This window comes from Methylosinus sp. Ce-a6 (genome assembly GCF_009811655.1).
Classification (GTDB): domain Bacteria; phylum Pseudomonadota; class Alphaproteobacteria; order Rhizobiales; family Beijerinckiaceae; genus Methylosinus.
The window spans coordinates 16363-35711 of the sequence record NZ_BGJX01000006.1 but is presented as its reverse complement, the minus strand read 5'-3'; the positions used below and the strand labels follow the sequence as shown (position 1 = coordinate 35711).

Here is a 19349-nt window from a genome sequence, read left to right as displayed (position 1 = left end):
ATACTCCAAAAAATGGGCGCCAAAATGCAGTTCCGAATCCTCGCCGCCATGCTCGCCGCCACGACGGCGCTGACGCCGATCGCGGTCGGCGCCCAGGCGATCTTCACGACAGCGCCGCAAGAGCAGCTGTTCCATTTCGCAGTCGACAGACCGAGGCCGGAGGCCTCCGGTCTTCAGCCGATCATCCCCGCGCGTTTTTCCGCGCGCCAGTCGCGCGTCGAGGTCGCCGCCGTCCCCGCCGCTTCGCCGCCGCCCGTTGCGCCTCTCGCGCCGCGGCCCGCCATCGCCGGCGCGATGCTGCGCCATCTCACCAATAATATTCAGGGCTATCGCCTCGCCGGCGAGGTCGGCGCTTCCGAGTGGCCGATCTATGTCACCGAGGCGCAGGCTTCGCGGCGCCTGCAATTTCGCATCGGCTATCTCGCCGCCGTGTCGGTGATGCCGGAAGCTTCCGCGCTCACCCTGACGATCAATGATCAGACGATCGGCGACACGCCGATCCGCGCCGTGCAGGAGGTCGAGACCATCGTCTTCGACATTCCGCCGGGCGTGATGCGGCCGGGCTTCAATTCGGTGCGCATCTCCACCAATCAGCGCCATCGCGTCGATTGCTCGCTCGAGGCTACATACGAATTGTGGACGCAGATCGATCCGACCGAGACCGGCCTCGTGCTGCCGGAGGACGATCCCGGCGTCACGAGCCTTTCCGATCTCGGCGCGCTGCCGCCGGACGAGCAGGGCGCGCTGCCGATCCGCGCCGTGCTCGGCGCCAACGCCAAGCCTTTCGAGATCGAGCGCATGTTGCGCGCGGCGCAGGCGATCTCGCTCGCCGGACGCTTCGAGCAGCCGGTCGTCGACGCGGGCCCTGCCGCTCCCGGCCGCTATGGCGTCAATCTCTTCGTCGGCGCCGCCGCCGAGCTCGCCGGCCGAGTCGATCTCTCGCGCGTCGGTCCTATGAACGAGCCGCGCGCTTTCGTGCTGCCGGCGGCGCCCGGCCGGCGCGCCGGCGTCGTCGTGACCGGCGCGACTTCGGCGCAAGTGGACGAGGCGATCCGCCGCCTGCTCGTCTCGCCGGCGCCCAAGGGCTCGCCGCAGGGGCTGCGCGCCGCCGCCGCCTTCCCCGGCTATCGGCTCGACGGCGGACGCAAGGTGAAGCTGCGCGATCTCGGCGTCGCCAGCGAGGAATTCACCGGCCGTCTCTACCGCGCCGCCTTCAACATCGTCATGCCGCCGGATTTCTATGCGGCGGATTACGGCAATGCGCTGCTGCGCCTCGCCGGCGGCTATGCGGCCGGGCTCGACTCCGATGCGCAGATCGTCGTCAAGATCGACGAGCGCACGGCGGTGAGCCTCATTCTGCTGAAAAGCTCGGGCGACGTCTTCCGCGACAATCCGCTGCCGCTGCCGCTCGGCTTTCTGAAGGCCGGCCTCAATCGCATCGAGATCGAGGCGCATTCGCCGACGCGCCAGGACGTCGATTGCGATCCGCTCGCTTCGCTGCGCGCGGCCAAGCGCTTTCTCTTCCTCGACGAGACGGAGATCGAGCTGCCGCCGATCGCCCGAATCGCGCGAATGCCCGATCTCGCGGTGACGGCGAGCGGCGGTTTCCCCTACGCCGGCGCCAAGGGACGGCCGAAGCTCTATCTGCCCTCGCTCGAGTCCGACGCCGTCGGCGCGGCGGCGACGATCGTCGCCCATTTCGCCATCGCCGCCGGCCGACCGATCGATTTCGAGATCGTCGACGCGCCGCCCGCCGAAGGCCAGGGGCCGACGCTCGCCGTCGCGCCGCTCGATTCCTTCGACGCCGCGCTGCTGCGGCGGCTCGACATGCCGGCCGACATGCTGCGCGAGGCCTGGGGTCCGCATTTGACCGCCGATCGTCGCAAGGCCTCCGAGAAGCGCTTGTCGCAGCTCGAGATCGCCGCGCGCAATCGCTTCGTGCTGCAGCGTAATTTTCCCATGGCCTGCTATGCGCCGCGCAATCTGCTCGAGCGCACGATCACCGCCTTGAGCGCGCCCGCCCCGGCGGGCGAGGCGGAGCGCGTCGATTTCGCGCCGGTCGGCTCGGTGAGGAGAGGCGTCGAGCGCGGCGAGGGCGAGCAGGATCTGCTCGAGGCATGGCGCGACGATCTGCGCCGCGAGGGACGCTGGGGCTATGGCGTCGTGGAGCGGTTGCGCGTGGCCGGCGCCTGGAGCGCGGCGCGCGTCGCCGACGCCGCGCAATGGGTGCGCGCCGGCTTCGAGGCGGAGGCCGCGGACCGCGTCGCCTCCGCGCAGGCCTCGCTGGCGATGAGCCAGACGATCGCCGGCGATACGGCGAAGGACGTCTGGACCATCGTCACCGCGCCCAACGCCGCGACGCTCGCGGAAGCCTCCGCCTGCCTCGTCGATCCGCGCGTGTCGCGCCGCGTGCAGGGCTCGCTCGCCATGCTCGACATGACGAGCGCCACAGTCGCGGCGACGCCCGCCGACAATCCGCGCTTCATCGTCACGCGTCCGCTCTCCTTCGGCAATCTGAGGCTCATCGCCGCCGGTTGGATGTCGCTGCACCCGACCGTCTATGTCGGTCTCGCCGTTCTCGTCGCCGCGCTCTTCGCCGCTTCGGCGCGATGGCTGACGCGCAATGTCGGAAGGAGAACAAGATGAAGCTCCGGCGTCTCGCCGCCGCCGCCCTCGCCGCGCTCGTCCTCGCCGTCGCCCTCGCGCCGGCTGCGGCGCGCGCCGAGCCCCTCGCCGAGATCGCCGCGGCGATCGGCGCTCCGCTCTCGCTCGACGCTCATAAGATCAAGCTCGGCGGCGCGCTCAAATCGCCCGCCGTATGGGCCGCCTATAAGAAACGCTTCATCGCCGAGCAGGGCCGCGTCATCGACACGGCCAATGATCAGGTGAGCCACAGCGAGGGGCAGGGCTACGCCATGCTGCTCGCCGTCGCCGCCAATGATCGGCCGACCTTCGAGAGGCTGTGGGGCTGGACGCGCGCCAATCTCATGGTGCGCAACGACGAGCTCGTCGCCTGGCGTTTCGATCCGCAGCGTCGTCCCGCCGTCGGCGATATGAACAACGCCTCCGACGGCGATCTCCTGATCGCCTGGGCGCTCGCGGAAGCCGCCGATTATTGGGACGATCTGCCGTTTCGCATGGCGGCGCGGCGCATCGCCGTGGAGCTCTCGCGCAAGGCGGTGCTGTTCAAGACGAAGATGGGCGCGCTGCTGCTGCCGGCGGTCGCGGGCTTCAACGCCTCGGACCGCGCCGACGGGCCCGTCGTGAATCTTTCCTATTACGTCTTCCCGGCCTTTGCGCGGCTCGACAGCGTCGCGCCGGAGGTCGATTGGGCGGGCCTCGCCCAGACAGGGCTCGATCTGCTCGAGGCGGCGCGGCCGACGCCGCAGGCGCTGCCCGCCGATTGGATCGCGCTCGAAGGCTGGCGGGCGCGGCCGGCCGAAGGTTTCGCGCCGGAGTTCGCCTATAACGCCGTGCGCATTCCGCTCTATCTCGCCTGGGCCGGCGTCGGCGACCGCGCCCATTACGCGCCCTTCCTCGCCTGGGCGCGGCGCGCCAAGGAGACGCCGCCGATCGTCGACGTCGCCTCGGGCAAGGATGTCGGCCAGTTCGGCGGCGGCGGCATCGCCTCCATCGCCGCTCTCGTCGCCTGCGTCGTCGACGGCGCCAAGCTCCCCGCCGACTTCGCCGCGCCCAAGGCGAATGAAGACTATTATCCCGCCACTCTGCATCTGCTGGCGCTGCTCGCCGCGCAAATGAGGTATTCGTCGTGTCTCGCCAATTGAGAGTCCTCCTCGCCGCGGCCTCGGCCCTCGTCCTCTCGTCGGCTTCTTCCGCGCTGTGCGCCGAAGGCGCCGATCCGCAATCCGTTCTCGTCGCCCCGGCGTCCGCCGATCGCGACAAGCCGGACGATCTCGCCTTGCGCTATTACGCCGCGCTCGATCAGCGCGCGCGCGTTCGCGCCGAATTCTCGCGGCTGCGGCGCCTCTATCCCAATTTCGAGCCGCCGGCCGATCTCTACGGCCCGCGCCGCGGCGATGTCGACGAGGGCGGGCTGTGGGAGCTCTTTGCCGCCGACAAGCTCGACGAATTGCGCGAGACGATCGCCGCCCGCCGCAAGGACATGCCCGGCTGGCGCCCATCGGAAGATCTGATGCGCAAGCTCGAGCAGAAGGAGCAGCGCAATACGATCTTCGCCTTCTGGCGCGAGGGGCGCTGGCTCGACATCGCCTCATTCGCGCGCGACAGCCGCTTCTTCGTCGCCAACGCCGATGTCGAGGCGCAATGGACGATCGCCGAGGCCTTCGCGCGCACGGGGCAGCTCAGCGAGGCGGTCGAGGTCTATAAATCGATCTTCGCCTCCAATGAGGACGAGCATATTCGCCTCGCCACGATGCAGAAGGCGATGGCCACGCTGCATATGAGCGATGTCGAGGCGCTGCTCGCCGAGGCGCGCAAGAGCTCGAAAGGGCCGGATGACGAATTCGCGGCCGTCGCGGTGGACATCACCCGCGCGCGCATCGTCGCGGTGCTGCGCGACGAGCGCAAGGACGATATCTCGGAACAAGAGCTGCAGCGCTTCGCGAGCTTCGCCAGCCTCAGGCGCGCGCCGCCGCAGCTCGGCCTCGTCGCCTGGCTGCGCTATAAGCGCCGCGATTTCCACGCGGCGCTCGAATCCTTCAAGGCCGCGATCGAGAATGGCGGCGACGCGATGGTCGCGCATGGCCTCGCCCATACGCTGCGCGCGCTCGATCTGCGCCGCGAGGCGGAGGAGGTCTCCTACGCCTGGCGCGCGCCGCTCGTGAACAACGCCATTTTGTTTCTCGATCTCTTGGAGCGCGATCTCTCTCAGGAGACGCCGCCCTATGTCGAGCCGGCGCGGCTCGCCCGCTATGCGGCGGTGACGATCGAAACGGCCTCGGGCGAAGGCGCGCAGGGCGTCGGCTGGTACGCCTATAATTCCTGCCAGTTCGACGTCGCGCGTTTCTGGTTCGAGCGCGCCGTCGCCTGGTTTCCGAAGGAGGCGACCGTCTATGGCTATGTGCTGACGCTCAAGCGCCTGCGCATGGAGAAAGCGGCGCTGGAGCTCATCAACCGCTATGACGGGCTGTTCCCAAAGCTCGTCGAGCTCTTGTTCCCGGATGATTATTATCATCCGCCCTTCCCCTGCGACTCGCGCGTCGCCGCCAAGGCGCATGGGCCGGCGGTGAGAATGGCCGGCTATGTCGTGCCGGGGCCGGCCGGCCCGGCGCTCGCCGCCGAGCGCGACCGCCTGCGCATCGAGGCCGACAAGAAAGAAGCGACGACGCCCGACGCCGCGAAAATGGCGGCGCAGGCGCAGCGGCGCGAGCGCGTGCTGAAAGCCGTGCGCGGCAAATTCCCGATCGCTGTGACGGCGGAAAATCCGCTGCGCTTTCAGCCTCTGCCGTCAGTCGTCACATCGCGCTCGGCCTCCGTCCCGCCGGCGCCCGTTCCGGTCGCCGCGCCCGTCGGACTGCGGCCGGAGCCGACGCCCGGCAAGGCGCCGCTGGTCGCGCGGCGCGTGCCCGGCGTCGGCCCCATGCCCTCGGAGCGTTACGGCTTTCTCCTCTCGCCCGGCTGGAACGCCGTCGATCTCGCGACCTGGCCGCCGGCCTCGGAGCAGGTCGCGCCCATCGGCACGCAATGGGCCAATCAGGAGGCCGATCCGGCTTGGATCGGTCAGCAGAAGGCCGACGCCGCGACAAAGCTCACCGCGGCCGCGGCCGAACATGTCGCGACGGCGATGGCGCCCCGCACGCGCTACGGCGCCGCTCCGCCGCCGCCGGAAATCGCCGCCGTGCTCTCGCTGCCGACGTCCAAGCAGAGCCAGACCCGTTGATCCTTTTGGAGATTTCGTCATGAGCTGTTTTTTCCGACATTCGCCGCCGCTCTCGATGCTCGCTCTCGGCCTCTCCGCCTGCTCGACGATGCCGACGCGGGGCCCTCTCGCCGTCGATCCGACGCCGGTCGGCGCCACCGCCGGAACGCCGTCGGCGCAGGGCGTCGAGGCGCGCAGCGGCGCCGCGTCCATTTTGACGTTGCCGGCCGAAGCGCGCGTGCGCGGCGGCCTCGAGGAGCGCCGCTACGCCAATGGCTGGCGTCAGAGCGTCGCGCTCGACCGCGCCATAATGGGCAAGGGCTGGAACGAGCTGACGATCGATGTTCGCGTCCAGCCGGCCGGGAGCGGCCGCGCGGGCGAAATTCCGATGGGCAAGCCGACGGAGGAGGGCGTGCGTCAGGAGCTCGCGCTGCGCTTTCCGACGACGCGAATGCGCATCGTGACGAAGCCGCTGCGCAACCAGCTCGGCCCCTTCGGCCTCGCCGTCGGGCCGGGGCCGGAAGGCGTGCGCTGCGCCTTCGCCTGGCAATGGGTCGACGATCTGCGCGCCGTCGCTCGCCCCGACGCCGCCGCCACGACGATCGTGCGCGGCGACGAGATTCCGGCCTCGATCCGGCTGCGCGTCTGCCGCAAGGGCGTCACCGAGCAGCAATTCGCCGATTGGTTCTCGCGGCTGCGCGCCACCGAGGCCGCCAATGTCGAGCGCGTCGTCGAGGCCGCGCGCAACGGCGTGGACGCTCCGATCCCGACGCCGGCCGCTGGCGAGCGGCCCGCGGCGCCGGCGACAGTGGCCAGCATCGCCGCTCCGGCGAAACGGCCGATCGTCCGCAAGGTCGAGGCGCGGCCCACGCGCCGCCGCGAGGCGACGACGACGCAAGCGCGCCGCTTCAGCGAGCCGGCGAAGACCATCGAGACCAGGGCGGCCTCGGCCCGCTTCGATCCGGCCCTGCCGCCTCAGGCCTTCGCCGGGCCGCCCAAGCCGACGACGCGGTGAGCCGCCTCGGGACGCCCAAGGCCTTGACACTCTCCTCTCAGCCGCCGATGTTGCCGAACAAATTGTTCGGCATATCGAACAGGAGAGAAGAATTTGGCCAATGCGCTTCCCGCCATAGAGACGCTGTCCTCTTCGGACGCGCTCAATGGGCGCATCGTCGAGTTCCCCGTGGACCGGCCGCTCATCACCGATGGCGGCGGCTGCGTCACGCCGCTGACGATCGCCTATCAGACCTATGGCGAATTGAACGCCGAGCGTTCCAACGCCATTTTGCTGTGCCATGCGCTGACCGGCGATCAGCACGCCGCCAATATGCATCCGCTGACCGGCAAGCCCGGCTGGTGGGATGTGATGGTCGGCCCCGGCAAGCCCTTCGACACGGAGCGTTTTTTCATCGTCTGCTCCAATGTCGTCGGCGGCTGCCTCGGCACCTCCGGACCGTCCTCGATCAATCCGGCGACCGGCCAGGCCTATGGGCTCGGTTTTCCGGTCGTGACCATTCGCGACATGGTGCGCGCCCAGGCGATGCTGATCGATCATTTGGGCGTCGACCAGCTCTTCTGCGTCGCCGGCGGCTCCATGGGCGGAATGCAGGTGCTGCAATGGGCGGCGAGCTATCCGGAGCGCGTCTTTTCAGCCATGCCCATCGCGACGGCGCCCAAACATTCCTCGCAGAACATCGCCTTTCACGAGGTCGGCCGGCAGGCGGTGATGGCTGACCCCGACTGGCGCGGCGGGCGTTATCTGGAATTCGGCGTGCGGCCGGAAAAGGGCCTCGCCGTCGCGCGCATGGCGGCGCATATCACCTATCTCTCGGAGCCGGCGCTGCAACGCAAATTCGGCCGCAAGCTGCAGGATCGCGCGGCGCCGACCTTCTCCTTCGACGCGGATTTCCAGATCGAGAATTATCTGCGCTATCAGGGCATGGCCTTCGTCGATCGCTTCGACGCCAATTCCTATCTCTATGTCACGCGCGCCTGCGATTATTTCGATCTCGCGGCCGATTACGGCGGCTCGCTGGCGCAGGCGTTCAAGGGCGCCAAGACGCGCTATTGCGTGGTCTCCTTCAATTCCGACTGGCTCTATCCGACCTCGGCCTCGCGCGCCATCGTGCATGCGCTCAACGCCAGCGGCGCCTCGGTCTCCTTCGTCGAGATCGACAGCGACAAGGGCCATGACGCTTTTCTCGTCTATGAGCCGGACTTCATCGCGACGACGCGCGGCTTTCTCGAGGCCGCCGCGACGGCGCGCGGCCTGCCGCGGGCTTCGGAGACTCGAGCGAAATGAACGCCCCGTCCTTTCCGCGGAGCGGCCAAAGTCGCCCCGTCCGCCTCGATCTCGCCGCCGTCGCCGCCATGGTCGCGCCGGGCAGCCGCGTGCTCGACGTGGGCTGCGGCGACGGCGCGCTGCTGCAATTGCTGGCCGAGACGAAAAGCGTCGACGGGCGCGGCGTGGAATTGTCGCAGCGCGGCGTCAACGACTGCGTCGCCAAGGGCTTGTCGGTCATTCAGGGCGACGCCGACACCGATCTCGCCGATTATCCGACCGACGGCTTCGATTATGTCATTCTCTCGCAGACGCTGCAGGCGACGCATCATCCGCGGCAGGTGCTCGTCGACATGCTGCGAATCGGCCGGCGGGCGATCGTGTCCTTCCCCAATTTCGGCCATTGGAAAGTGCGCCTGTCGCTGCTCGCGAAGGGACGCATGCCGCAGACGACGACGCTCGCCCATGCCTGGTACGAAACGCCCAACATACATCTCTGCACGATCAGGGATTTCGTCGATCTCGTCGAGGAGCTCGGGGCGCATATAGAGCGCGGCGTCGCGCTCGATCATTCCGGCGCGCCGATCCGCGTGAACGCGCCCTGGTGGGTGTGGAATTTGCTCGGCGCGCAGGCGATCTTCCTGCTCGAGCGCGACGCGCCGAAAAAAATATCGCCGTCGACTGCGAAAAATACTTAGGCGCTTGAAATCGGCGGCGCTCGGCGTCTGCGTAATATCGCCGAGACACAGTACGCGCATGTTCCGCCGCAGAGCCGCGCAAATCGCGAAAACGACAGAAATTCAAGGATGACCCGTTTTTTGCCGGCTCCCGCGCCGGCGTCGTGCGACCTCCTGTCCAGAGGCGGCGGCTTTCCCCTCGCAGGCCTTCGCGATAGACTGGCGGCAATGACCGACGAACGGGCCGAATTTGCGCTAAAAATCGTCGGCGACCGCGGGAGCGCGCTGATGCCGGAGCCGCCGTCTCTTCGGGACGTGCCGATGTTCGCGACTGTCGATGCGCAGTCGCTGCAGCGGCTCACGCGCGACGCGAAATTAGAACAATTCGAAGATGGACAGACGATTTTTCGCCAAGGCGATCGCGCGCTCTATGTGGCGATCGTGCTCGACGGATTCGTGAAGCTGACGCGCACCGCCTCCTGCGGAGACGAAACTCTCATCAATATCTGCAATGTCGGCGAGAGCCTCTACGAAGCGTTGACGCCCGACGGCGAGACCTATCGCGTCGGCGCGGAAGCGGTCGGACTTGCGCAGGTGATGAAGCTGTCCGCGCCGCGATTTCGTTACATGCTGCGCGAATCTCCCGCCTTCGCGGCGGCGGTGATCGAAGAGGCGGCGCGCAAGGTGAGCAGCCTCATCGGCGAGATCGAATCGCTCAAGGGGCAGACGGCCGAGCAGCGGCTCGCGCGTTTCCTGCTGTCGCTGTGCCCGCCCGATGTCGAGTCGTGCTGCATTCGGCTGCCCTATGACAAGCGGCTCATCGCTGCGCGGCTCGGCGTGAAGCAGGAGACATTGTCGCGCGCTTTCGCCAAGCTGCGCGAGATCGGCGTGCGCACGGAGATGCGCGACGTCTCGATCGAGAATGTCGCTCGGCTCTCCAACGAATGCTGCGGCGGCGAGCGGGAGCCCACTCTGCCTTCCGGGCGCCGCGTCCTGCTCGAGAGCCGCGGCGCGCTCGCCTGAGAGGCTCAGCGCCTTAATTTCGGCCCCCCATGACGCGATTCTTTGCCGCTCGCGCGTAACGCGGCGAGCTGGAGGAATTGCACATGAGACCGATATTTTTTTCGACGGGATTTTTCTTTCTCGTGGCCCATGGCGTGGCGCAGGCCGCCGCCGCGACGACGGATGGAAGCGGGGCGTTGTCGCTCGCCGCGCTCGTCGGCAAAAATTCGCCGACGGTCGCGCGGGCCGAGAAGGCGGCGCTCGCCAAGCTCGCCGACGGCCATGCGAAAATCGCTTTTCCCAAGGGCAAGACGATCACCGTGACGGCCGACGCGATCAGCTGTCGCTCGAGCAATGTGGACATCACGCAGCACGCATGCGAATTGACCTTCGGCGAGAAGAAGGTCCAGCTCGCCGGCCGCCTCGCTCACGAGCTCTATGCGACGCTGCTCGAGGTCGGCGTGCCGCCGGACGGCGCCGCCGGAACGATTTATGCTGCAGTCTCGGCTCTCGACTGCGTCGTCGATCCGGGCGAGATCGCGCAAAAGGCCGGCGGCGGGGCGCAATGCAAATACGAGCCGCCGAAGTGAGCGGCGAAGGAGGTCGGTTGAGCCAGCCGGAAACGACGGTCTATGTCTGCACCGTGTGCCGCAGCAAGGACGATCCGGAGGTCCGTCCGGGGCAGGCGCTGCTCGAGGCTTTCGATGCGCGACTGACGCCGGACGATCGCGCGATCGTCTCGGCCGAATCGGTGGAATGTCTCGGCGTCTGCTCACGGCCCTGCACCGTGGCCTTGGCGGCGCGCGGCAAATGGACCTATGTGCTCGGCGATTTCGACAACGCCGCCGACGTGGAGGATCTCGTCGAATCGGCCAGGCGCTACACGGCTTCGGAAACCGGCCTCGTGCCGAAGAAGGATCGGCCCGAAGCCATGCGCAAGGGCGTCGTGTCGCGCACGCCGCCGGCGCCGAAGGGGTGAGTGAGTAGTGAGTAGTGAGTAGTTCTCGACCCGACTCACTATCTCACCACTGACTATCTCACTTTTCACTTTTCGCCCGCGCGATCGACTCGGTAATGATCTTGCGCGCCGCTTCGGCGTCGCCCCAGCCGGCCGCCTCGACCCATTTGCCAGGCTCGAGATCCTTGTAATGGGCGAAAAAATGCTCGATCTGCCGTGTCGTGATGTCCGGCAGATCGGTGTAGTTCTGCACCTTGTCGTAGCGCTTGGTCAGCTTGGGGGCCGGCACGGCGATGATCTTCTCGTCGCCGCCGGCCTCGTCGCGCATATAGAGCACGCCGATCGGGCGCACGGCGATGAGCGCGCCCGGAGCGATCGGCCGCGTATTGGCGACCAGCACGTCGCAAGGGTCGCCGTCCTCCGACAGAGTATGCGGAATGAAGCCGTAATTGCCGGGATAGCGCATCGACGTGTAGAGGAAGCGGTCGACGACGAGCGTTCCGGAGGCCTTGTCCAATTCGTATTTGATCGGCTCGCCGCCGAGCGGCACTTCGATCACGACATTGACTTCGAATGGAGGATTCGCGCCGATTTCAATGGCGTCGAGACGCATTTAGCAACTCCTGGGGTGGGGAAAATTCAGCGGACGGGCGCGGAGACGAATCCGAAGGCGACGCGCGTCAGCATGTCGTCGCCGAAGCGCTCCTCCGCGCGGCGTATGGTCAGGCCGCCGAGCCGGCGATAGAAGGCGAGCGCCTTGTCATTGTCGGCGAGCGCCCAGACCACGGTGGAGAGATAGCCGTGCTCGGCGAGCTCCTGACGGGCCGCGTTGAACAGCCGCCGTCCGAAACCGACGCCCTGATATTCGGGCAGGAGGTAGATTTCGAAGATCTCGCCCGAATAGGGCATGGAGGGGACGCGATTGCGTCCATAGGTGACATAGCCGACGACTTCCCGGCCGAATTCCAGCACGAGAATGCCGCTGCCGCGCACGATCGCCCGCGCCCACCATTGCGGCCCGCGACGGGCGATCATCCGCTCGAGCTCGCCGCCGGGAATGACGCCGCGATAGGCGTCCCGCCAGGAGGCGTCATGCACGCGGGTGATCGCCTCGGCGTCGCCGGGTCCGGCATGGCGAATGAGGGTGGCGGTCTCGACCATGGCCCCGATGTTAGGTCCCGAGGGCCGGTTTGGGCAAGAGCCGGGCGCCGACAAAGCGAACAAAAATAAAAGATCGCGACGTCGAAACGGCGGGATCGGCGCCCGTCCCCTTCGGCGTCAGGACAATAGGCCGGTGGTCGCGCAGGCGAGCAGAACCACGCCGATGAAGGCGCGATAAGCGACGAAGGGCCAGGTCGAGAAGCGCTCCAGAAAGCGCATCAATCCCCAAATGGCGGCGAAGGCCGAAATGGAGGCGACGACGAGGCCGACGGCCAGCACCGACCAGCCATGGGCGTCGAGATGGGCCTTGTGCAGCTCGTAGAGCTCTTTGAGGCCGGCGAGGGTGATCGCGGGGAGACCGAGCAGGAAGGAGAATTGCGCCGCCTGCTCGCGCTTGAGGTCCAAGAACAATGCCGCGGTCAAGGTGGAGCCGGAGCGCGACACGCCCGGCACCAGCGCGCCGACCTGCGCGAAGCCGACGACCAGCGCGTCCTTCAGATTCACATGGTCCAGCGTGCGGGAGTGGTTGCAATAGAGCTCGGCGATGGCGAGCAGCGCCGCCATCACGATGCAGGAAATGCCGATGACCGGCAGCGAGCGCAGCGGCGAGCCGCAGGCGTTGAGCACGCCCGAGAGCGCGATTCCGGCGAGGCCGATGGGAATGGTGGCGAGAGCGATCCAGACGACGAAACGGAAATACCAGTCGGCGAAGTCGCGTTTTCGAAGGGCTCGAACGGAGCCGAAGGCGAGATCGCGAATGTCCTTCCAGAAATAGCTGACGACGGCGGCGAGCGCGGCGAGCTGCATCGCGGCCGAGAAGGCCGAGCCTGGATCCTTCCAGCCGAGCAGGGCGGGCACGATGCGCATATGGGCGGTGGAGGAAATCGGCAGCAGCTCGGTAATGCCTTGAACGACGCCGAGCGCCGCCACTTTCGCATAGCCGAGTTCGACGAATCCGGTGTCGAGACCTGAAGTGCAAGCCAAGGCCATGAAGCGCTCTCCGAAACGAGCTCCGGGGCCGCGCCTCGAGGATACGAATCGCCCCCGCGCGGCGGTGACGGTCTTGTCTCAGACCCATGGGCGAGGATCAACCTCGAGCCGGCGACGATCGGCGTCAAATCGGCGTCAAAGAGCGGATCGGCGCGCAGCGCGACAAGGCGGGCGGGGCGGCTGGGCCTTCCGGCTCGCAGCGGGGCCGGGCCGGTCGTCGTTCGCGCCGGGCCCGATCGAATGCTGTCGCTCGAAGAATTTCAGCGCCGCGAGAAGGAATCCGCCGAGCGCCGGAGGGGCCCGGGGAGGGGGTCCTCAAGCCCGCTCTTCCACGCTCTTCTCGATGATCTGGGCGAGATCGGTCATGATCGCGTTGAGGTCGTAGTTCTTCGGCGTATAGACCGCCGCCACGCCATTCTCGCGCAGCAGCTTCTCGTCCGCTGGCGGGATGATGCCGCCGACGACGAGCGGCACGCTGCCGAGGCCCTGCTCTTTCATCAGCCGCAGCACCTCATGCGCCAGCGTCACATGCGAGCCCGACAGAATGGAGAGGCCGACGCAATGCGCGCCTTCCTTCTGCGCCGTTTCGACCAGCTCGGCCGGCGTCGAGCGAATGCCGGCGTAGATCACCTCGAAGCCGGCGTCGCGGGCGCGCACGGCGATCTGCTCGGCGCCGTTGGAATGGCCGTCGAGGCCGGGCTTGCCGACCAAAAATTTGGCGCGCGTCCCGATCTTGGTGGAGACGCGCTGCACCTCCTCGCGCACGGCGTCCAACTGGCCGCCGACCTGGCGGGCCGTGGAGGAGACGCCGGTCGGCGCGCGATATTCGCCGAACACGCCGCGCAGCACCGAGCCCCATTCGCCTGTCGTGACGCCGGCCTTGGCGGCGGCGATCGAGGGCTCGACCATATTGCGGCCCTCTTTGGCGGCGCGGACCAGCTCGTCCAGCGCCGCCTGGGCGGCTTTCGCGTCGCGCTGCGCGCGCCAAGCCTGCAGGCGGGCGATCTGCTCGGCCTCGACATGCTCGGGCACGACCATGATCTGATTGTCGCCCGCGGTGAGCGGCGAAGGCTCGCCTTCGGTGAATTTATTGACGCCGACGACGATCTGCTCGCCGGCCTCGATCGACTCGAGCCGAGCGGTATTGGATTCGACGAGCTTCGACTTCATATAGCCGATCTCGACCGCCGCCGCGGCGCCGCCCAGCTCGTCGATCTTCCTCAGCTCGGCGACGGCCTCTTCCTTCAGCGCCGCGACCTTCTTGGCGATCGCTGGATTGCCGTCGAAAATGTCGCCATATTCGAGGAGGTCCGTCTCATAGGCCATGATCTGCTGCATGCGCAGCGACCATTGCTGATCGAAGGGCCGCGGCAGGCCGAGCGCCTCGTTCCACGCCGGCAGCTGCACGGCGCGGGCGCGGGCGTTCTTGGACAGCACGACGGCCAGAGATTCGATCAGAATGCGATAGACGTTGTTCTCCGGCTGCTGCTCGGTGAGGCCGAGCGAATTCACCTGCACGCCATAGCGGAAGCGGCGGGACTTCTCGTCCGTCACGCCATAGCGGTCGCGCGTGATCTCGTCCCACAGCTCGACGAAAGCGCGCATCTTGCACAGCTCGGTGACGAAGCGCATTCCGGCGTTGACGAAGAAGGAGATGCGACCGACCACCTCGGCGAAATCCTTGTCCGAGAGGCCCGCGGTCTTCACGCCGTCGAGAATGGCGCAAGCCGTCGCGAGCGCATAGGCCAGCTCCTGCGCCGGTGTCGCGCCGGCCTCCTGCAGATGGTAGGAGCAGACATTCATCGGATTGAATTTCGGGCATTCCTTCGTCGTGAAGAGAATGAGGTCCTGCGTCAGCCGCAGCGACTGCGCCGGCGGAAACACATAGGAGCCGCGCGAGAGATATTCCTTGATGATGTCGTTCTGCGTCGTGCCTTGCAGCTTCGCGCGCGGCGCGCCCTGCTCGTCGGCCGCGGCGATATAGAGCGCGAACAGCCAGACGGCGGTGGCGTTGATGGTCATCGACGTGTTCATTTCCGCGATCGGGATGCCGTCGAACAGCGTGCGCATGTCGCCGAGATGCGACACCGGCACGCCGACCTTGCCGACCTCGCCGCGCGAGAGGATATGGTCGCTGTCATAGCCGGTCTGGGTCGGCAGGTCGAAGGCGATGGAGAGACCGGTCTGGCCCTTGGCGAGATTGGAGCGGTAGAGATGGTTCGACTCCTTCGCCGTGGAATGGCCGGCGTAGGTGCGGAACAGCCAGGGCTTGTCGCGACGCGGGGTGGCGGATTCGGTCATGTGTTCGGTCCCTCCGGGACTTGCGATAACATAAGACGCAGGCGGGACGGAAGCGGGCGGGAGGCCGCCGGGACGAGGATCGGCCCAGCATCTCGACACCGGCGGCCCGAGCGGCCCGGATCAGCGCGGCGCCGCCGAGCGAGCTCTGACAGGCGGCGTCACAGGCGGTGCGGTCCTCGAGATCGGCCGGTGGTCTGCGTCATTCGAAATGGAGACCCGAAGACCCCGCCTTCTCCCGCGAAGCGGGAGATCGCGCGATGGGGCTCGCACAGCTTCGCTTTCATTGACGCAGGCAACTAGAGCGCATTCGGACAAATCATGGCCGAATGCGCTCGAAAGTTTTCTAGATTCGCATGTTCTTTTCCGAAAACCGCTTCGCACTTTTCGGGAACATGCTCTAGCCGAGCGCCTCGACCGTAGCCGTGAGATGGGCGAGGTCGGCTTCGCGAGACAGGCGATGGTCGCCTTCCGTCACCAGAGTCAGCACGACGGGATCGGCCGCGAGACAATCCAAGAGCCGGAGCGCATGGGCGTAGGGCACGTCCTCGTCGCACATTCCCTGCAAAATATGCACGGGCGCATAGGTGCGGATGACGTCGCCGAGCAGGAGATGCGCGCGTCCGTCCTCGATGAGCTTGCGCGTGATCGGCGTCGGCTCCGGCGAATAGGGCGAGGGGCGCAGCCATGCGCCATCTTCGAGAATCGCGCGCCGAATGTCGTCATCGGCGTTCTTCCAGATGAGCTCTTCGGTGAAATCGACCGCGGGCGCGATCAGCACGAGGCCTCGCAATCGGCGGCCCTGTTCCGCGAGGCGGCGCGCCAGCAGCAGAGCGAGCCAGCCGCCCATGGAGCTGCCGACCAGAATTTGCGGGCCGCGCGTCGAAGCGTCGAAGACGGCGAGGCTCTGCGCGAGCCAATCGCCGATCGTCCCGTCTTCGAAACGCCCGCTCGATTCGCCATGGCCGGAATAATCGAAGCGGACGAAGGCGTGTCCCGTTCGCTCCGCCCAGGCGTCGAGATGGGCGGCCTTGGCGCCCCGCATGTCGGATTTGAAGCCGCCGAGCAGCATGACGCCGGCGCGCTCAGTCCCCGTCCCGCGCGTGGCGCGACATCGGCGCGCAATGCGCCAGGGCTCGCGCCCGTCGAGGGAAAGATCGATGAAGCTCAGCCCCTCCTCGACGCCGTCCACAGCCATCGTCTCCCCTCGGCGCCGGCGCGCCGGTTCTCACTATTAGCGAAAAACTCCGTTTTCTTCAAAGCCATGGTTCGGCGGCCGCGGCGAACCGGCCATACTGCCGGCTCATTTCTGCGGCGAAGAAGGCTCCCGTCTCTCTCGACCGCGGCGGCGTTCTCGTTTACTGGGCAGAAACGTTCCATGCTAGAGAATTTCCACGCCTTCCCTTCGACGAGCCGGCTCCTCGCCGGCCGGACGATCTTGCAGATCGTGCCCGATCTCCAATCGGGCGGCGCCGAACGCGCGACGATCGACATCGCCGAGGCGCTGCATATGGCCGGCGCGCGGGCGCTCGTCGCATCCGAGGGCGGCCGCATGGTCAGCGAGCTGCAGGCCAAGGGCGGGGTGTGGCTGCCCTTTCCCGCCGCGACGAAAAATCCGCTCGCCATGGCGCTCAACTCTTTCCGCCTCGCCCGCATCTTGCGCGAGGAGGCGGTGGACATCGTCCATGCGCGCTCGCGCGCCTGCGCCTGGGTCGCCTATTATGCGGCGCGGCGCGCGGGCGCGCGCTTCGTCACCACTTTCCACAGCATCTATGGCGGCGCCTCGCCGATCAAGCAGCGCTATAATTCGGTGATGGCGGCGGGCGATCTCGTCATCGCCAATTCGCGCTTCACCGCCTGCCATATCGCCGAGCTCTATCCGCAGGCGACGCAGCGCATCGTCGTCGTCGCGCGCGGGCTCGATCTGCGCGCCTTCTCGCCCTCCGCCGTCGAGCCCGCCCGCGTCGAGCGGATGCGCGCCGCCTGGGGCGTGGCGCGGCACGAGCGCGTCGTGCTGCTGCCGGCGCGGCTCTCGGCGCGAAAGGGCCATCTCGTGCTCATCGACGCGGCGAAGCTGCTCGTCGCCGAGGGCCTCTGCGACGTGCGCTTCGTCTTCGCGGGCGACGCGCCCAACGCCGCTTTTCGCGCCAATGTGGAAGCCCATATCGCGCGCGCCGGGCTCGAAGGAATCGTGCGCGCGCCCGGCTATTGCGCGGACATGCCGGCCGCCTATCTCGCCGCCGCCGTCACTGTCGCGCCCTCGACGACGCCGGAGGCCTTCGGCCGCGTCGCCATAGAGGCGCAGGCGATGGGAGCGCCGGTCGTCGTCTCCGATCTCGGCGCGGCGGTCGAAACCGTGCTCGCGCCGCCGCAGGTCGACGCGGCGGAAGCGACCGGCTGGCGCGCGCCGGCGGGAGACGCGGCGGCGCTGGCGCGGGCGATTCGCGAGGCGCTGGAGCTGCGCCCCTCCGCCCGCGAAGGGCTGACGGCGCGCGCGCGGCTCCATGTGCAGACGCATTTTTCCGTCGAGCGAATGTGCGGCGCGACGCTCGACGCCTATGAGCGCCTGCTTTTTGCGGGCGCGTGACGCGCATGCGGAAGAAATGGTTCGACCTTCGCCTCGCGAAACGGATATTCTCTTTCGATAAAAGATATCTAGCGATCCTTGGCAGCGCGACAAAAGGAGTTGGCGGATGGCATATGATCTCATCGTCATCGGCACGGGGCCGGGCGGCTATGTCTGCGCCATCCGCGCGGCGCAGCTCGGCCTCAAGACCGCCGTCGTCGAGAAGCGCGCGACTCATGGCGGCACTTGCGGCAATGTCGGCTGCATCCCCTCCAAGGCGCTGCTGCACGCTTCGCATATGTTCGAGGAGGCGGGCCACGGCCTCGCCGATCTCGGCGTGATCGTCGAGCCGCCGCGCCTCGATCTTTCGAAAATGATGAAGCACAAGGCCGACACGGTCGCCGCCAATGTCGGCGGCGTCGCCTTTCTGTTCAAGAAGAACAAGATCGATTCCTATCACGGCGTCGGCCGCATTCTCGGCGCGGGGCGCGTCGAGGTGACGGACGAGAATGGCGCGGCGCAAATTGTCGAGACGCGGAACATCGTCATTGCGACCGGCTCCGCCGTCGCGCCGCTGCGCGACGTCGACGGCAAGGAGATCGCCTTCGACGAGAAGACGATCCTCTCCTCGACCGGCGCGCTGGAGCTCGACGCGACGCCCAAGCATCTCGTCGTCGTCGGCGCCGGCGTCATCGGCCTCGAGCTCGGCTCGGTCTGGCGCCGGCTCGGCGCGCAGGTCACGGTCATCGAATATCTCGACCGCATATTGCCCGGCGCCGATGCGGAGATCGCGACGCGCTTCCAGAAGATTTTGGAGAAGCAGGGCTTCGCCTTCCATCTCGCCGCCAAGGTCACCAAGATCGACAAGACCCCCGAGGGCGTCCTCGTCGCCTACGCCTCGACCAAGGGCGGCGGCGGAACGCCCATCGCCGCCGACGCCGTGCTCATCGCGACGGGGCGCGTTCCCTATACGACGGGCCTCGGCCTCGAGGAGATCGGCGTCGCCACCGAACGCGGGCGCGTCGTCATCGACGAGCATTTCGGCTCCAATGTGCCGGGAATTTACGCGATCGGCGATGTCGTGCGCGGCGCGATGCTGGCGCATAAGGCCGAGGAGGAGGGCGTCGCCGTGGCGGAAATCCTCGCCGGCCAGGCGGGACATGTGAATTACGGCGTGATCCCTTCCGTTGTCTATACGATGCCCGAGGTCGCCTGGGTCGGCCTCAACGAGGAAGAGGCGAAATCGGCGGGCCTTTCCTACAATGTCGGGAAATTCCCCTTCTCGGCCAATGGCCGCGCGCGCGCCAACCGGCAGACGGAGGGCTTCGTGAAAGTGCTGGCGGACGCGGCCACCGACCGGGTGCTCGGCGTGCATATTCTCGGCTCGGACGCCGGCGAATTGATCGCCGAAGCCTGCGCGCTGATGGAATTCTCCGGCTCCGCCGAAGACCTCGCCCGCACCTGCCATGCGCATCCGACCTTGTCGGAGGCGATCAAGGAAGCGGCGCTCGGCGTCGCCAAGCGCTCGATCCATTTGTGAGCGACCGGGCCGCTTCGGTTGCGATCGCGGAAACAAA

The 19349-nt window shown here is 67.4% G+C and carries 16 protein-coding genes; 11 read left to right on the top strand and 5 right to left on the bottom strand.

Annotated features, from left to right (window positions below; genetic code table 11):
* The first annotated feature begins 24 nt into the window (after window positions 1–24).
* The 9 genes from Mspo_RS05785 (at window position 25) to Mspo_RS05745 (ending at window position 10778) form a co-directional block, all read left to right on the top strand.
* Window positions 25–2646, top strand: coding sequence for a cellulose biosynthesis cyclic di-GMP-binding regulatory protein BcsB (locus Mspo_RS05785; protein WP_159727759.1), 2622 nt, complete (start codon window positions 25–27; stop codon window positions 2644–2646).
* Complete coding sequence (locus tag Mspo_RS05780) at window positions 2643–3785, top strand: glycosyl hydrolase family 8 (RefSeq protein WP_244613174.1); 1143 nt, start codon at window positions 2643–2645, stop codon at window positions 3783–3785. The genes Mspo_RS05785 and Mspo_RS05780 overlap by 4 nt, the downstream gene beginning before the upstream one ends.
* Window positions 3770–5860, top strand: a complete 2091-nt coding sequence (locus tag Mspo_RS05775) for a hypothetical protein (RefSeq protein WP_159727755.1) — start codon at window positions 3770–3772, stop codon at window positions 5858–5860. Before Mspo_RS05780 ends, Mspo_RS05775 begins: the two co-directional genes overlap by 16 nt.
* 19 nt (window positions 5861–5879) lie before the next feature.
* A complete protein-coding gene (gene bcsN / locus Mspo_RS05770; RefSeq protein ID WP_159727753.1) occupies window positions 5880–6854 on the top strand; it encodes a cellulose biosynthesis protein BcsN in 975 nt (324 codons plus the stop codon).
* A 153-nt stretch (window positions 6855–7007) separates the two neighbouring features.
* Complete coding sequence (locus Mspo_RS05765; RefSeq protein WP_244613197.1) at window positions 7008–8141, top strand: homoserine O-acetyltransferase; 1134 nt, start codon at window positions 7008–7010, stop codon at window positions 8139–8141.
* On the top strand, window positions 8138–8818 hold the full coding sequence (metW, locus tag Mspo_RS05760) for a methionine biosynthesis protein MetW (RefSeq protein WP_159727749.1): 681 nt from the start codon (window positions 8138–8140) through the stop codon (window positions 8816–8818). The genes Mspo_RS05765 and metW overlap by 4 nt, the downstream gene beginning before the upstream one ends.
* Before the next feature lie 207 nt (window positions 8819–9025).
* The gene (locus Mspo_RS05755; RefSeq protein ID WP_244613172.1) at window positions 9026–9820 is read left to right on the top strand and encodes a Crp/Fnr family transcriptional regulator; all 795 of its coding nucleotides are present in this window, start codon (window positions 9026–9028) and stop codon (window positions 9818–9820) included.
* Window positions 9821–9903: 83 nt separating this feature from the next.
* Window positions 9904–10389: a hypothetical protein gene (locus Mspo_RS05750; protein WP_244613169.1), complete on the top strand. Its 486-nt coding sequence runs from the start codon at window positions 9904–9906 to the stop codon at window positions 10387–10389.
* Window positions 10365–10778 (top strand): DUF1636 domain-containing protein, encoded by a 414-nt coding sequence (locus Mspo_RS05745; protein ID WP_159727747.1) that lies wholly within the window; start codon window positions 10365–10367, stop codon window positions 10776–10778. Before Mspo_RS05750 ends, Mspo_RS05745 begins: the two co-directional genes overlap by 25 nt.
* Window positions 10779–10836: 58 nt before the next feature.
* On the opposite strand, the gene ppa is transcribed toward Mspo_RS05745, so the two are convergent.
* The 5 genes from ppa to Mspo_RS05720 form a co-directional block, all read right to left on the bottom strand.
* Complete coding sequence (ppa, locus tag Mspo_RS05740; RefSeq protein ID WP_159727745.1) at window positions 10837–11370, bottom strand: inorganic diphosphatase; 534 nt, start codon at window positions 11368–11370, stop codon at window positions 10837–10839.
* A gap of 26 nt (window positions 11371–11396) precedes the next feature.
* Window positions 11397–11918: a GNAT family N-acetyltransferase gene (locus tag Mspo_RS05735; protein WP_159727743.1), complete on the bottom strand. Its 522-nt coding sequence runs from the start codon at window positions 11916–11918 to the stop codon at window positions 11397–11399.
* A gap of 117 nt (window positions 11919–12035) precedes the next feature.
* A complete protein-coding gene (locus Mspo_RS05730; RefSeq protein WP_159727741.1) occupies window positions 12036–12908 on the bottom strand; it encodes an undecaprenyl-diphosphate phosphatase in 873 nt (290 codons plus the stop codon).
* A 315-nt stretch (window positions 12909–13223) separates the two neighbouring features.
* The gene (locus Mspo_RS05725; protein WP_159727739.1) at window positions 13224–15209 is read right to left on the bottom strand and encodes a protein meaA; all 1986 of its coding nucleotides are present in this window, start codon (window positions 15207–15209) and stop codon (window positions 13224–13226) included.
* Window positions 15210–15606: 397 nt separating this feature from the next.
* Window positions 15607–16404, bottom strand: a complete 798-nt coding sequence (locus Mspo_RS05720) for a carboxylesterase (protein WP_159727737.1) — start codon at window positions 16402–16404, stop codon at window positions 15607–15609.
* A 180-nt stretch (window positions 16405–16584) separates the two neighbouring features.
* Here Mspo_RS05720 and Mspo_RS05715 point away from each other — a divergent pair, with 180 nt between their 5' ends.
* Window positions 16585–17793, top strand: a complete 1209-nt coding sequence (locus Mspo_RS05715; RefSeq protein WP_159727735.1) for a glycosyltransferase family 4 protein — start codon at window positions 16585–16587, stop codon at window positions 17791–17793.
* A gap of 106 nt (window positions 17794–17899) precedes the next feature.
* Window positions 17900–19312, top strand: coding sequence for a dihydrolipoyl dehydrogenase (gene lpdA, locus Mspo_RS05710; protein WP_159727733.1), 1413 nt, complete (start codon window positions 17900–17902; stop codon window positions 19310–19312).
* Window positions 19313–19349 lie beyond the last annotated feature (37 nt).

What these genes read in the sequence shown, in the direction of transcription:
- Mspo_RS05785 (WP_159727759.1), top strand. Translation starts at nt 25, where the DNA reads ATGCAGTTCCGAATCCTCGCCGCCATGCTCGCCGCCACGACGGCGCTG.
- Mspo_RS05780 (WP_244613174.1), top strand. Translation starts at nt 2,643, where the DNA reads ATGAAGCTCCGGCGTCTCGCCGCCGCCGCCCTCGCCGCGCTCGTCCTC.
- bcsN (WP_159727753.1), top strand. Translation starts at nt 5,880, where the DNA reads ATGAGCTGTTTTTTCCGACATTCGCCGCCGCTCTCGATGCTCGCTCTC.
- metW (WP_159727749.1), top strand. Translation starts at nt 8,138, where the DNA reads ATGAACGCCCCGTCCTTTCCGCGGAGCGGCCAAAGTCGCCCCGTCCGC.
- Mspo_RS05755 (WP_244613172.1), top strand. Translation starts at nt 9,026, where the DNA reads ATGACCGACGAACGGGCCGAATTTGCGCTAAAAATCGTCGGCGACCGC.
- Mspo_RS05750 (WP_244613169.1), top strand. Translation starts at nt 9,904, where the DNA reads ATGAGACCGATATTTTTTTCGACGGGATTTTTCTTTCTCGTGGCCCAT.
- Mspo_RS05745 (WP_159727747.1), top strand. Translation starts at nt 10,365, where the DNA reads ATGCAAATACGAGCCGCCGAAGTGAGCGGCGAAGGAGGTCGGTTGAGC.
- ppa (WP_159727745.1), bottom strand. Translation starts at nt 11,370, where the DNA reads ATGCGTCTCGACGCCATTGAAATCGGCGCGAATCCTCCATTCGAAGTC.
- Mspo_RS05735 (WP_159727743.1), bottom strand. Translation starts at nt 11,918, where the DNA reads ATGGTCGAGACCGCCACCCTCATTCGCCATGCCGGACCCGGCGACGCC.
- Mspo_RS05730 (WP_159727741.1), bottom strand. Translation starts at nt 12,908, where the DNA reads ATGGCCTTGGCTTGCACTTCAGGTCTCGACACCGGATTCGTCGAACTC.
- Mspo_RS05725 (WP_159727739.1), bottom strand. Translation starts at nt 15,209, where the DNA reads ATGACCGAATCCGCCACCCCGCGTCGCGACAAGCCCTGGCTGTTCCGC.
- Mspo_RS05720 (WP_159727737.1), bottom strand. Translation starts at nt 16,404, where the DNA reads ATGGCTGTGGACGGCGTCGAGGAGGGGCTGAGCTTCATCGATCTTTCC.
- Mspo_RS05715 (WP_159727735.1), top strand. Translation starts at nt 16,585, where the DNA reads ATGCTAGAGAATTTCCACGCCTTCCCTTCGACGAGCCGGCTCCTCGCC.
- lpdA (WP_159727733.1), top strand. Translation starts at nt 17,900, where the DNA reads ATGGCATATGATCTCATCGTCATCGGCACGGGGCCGGGCGGCTATGTC.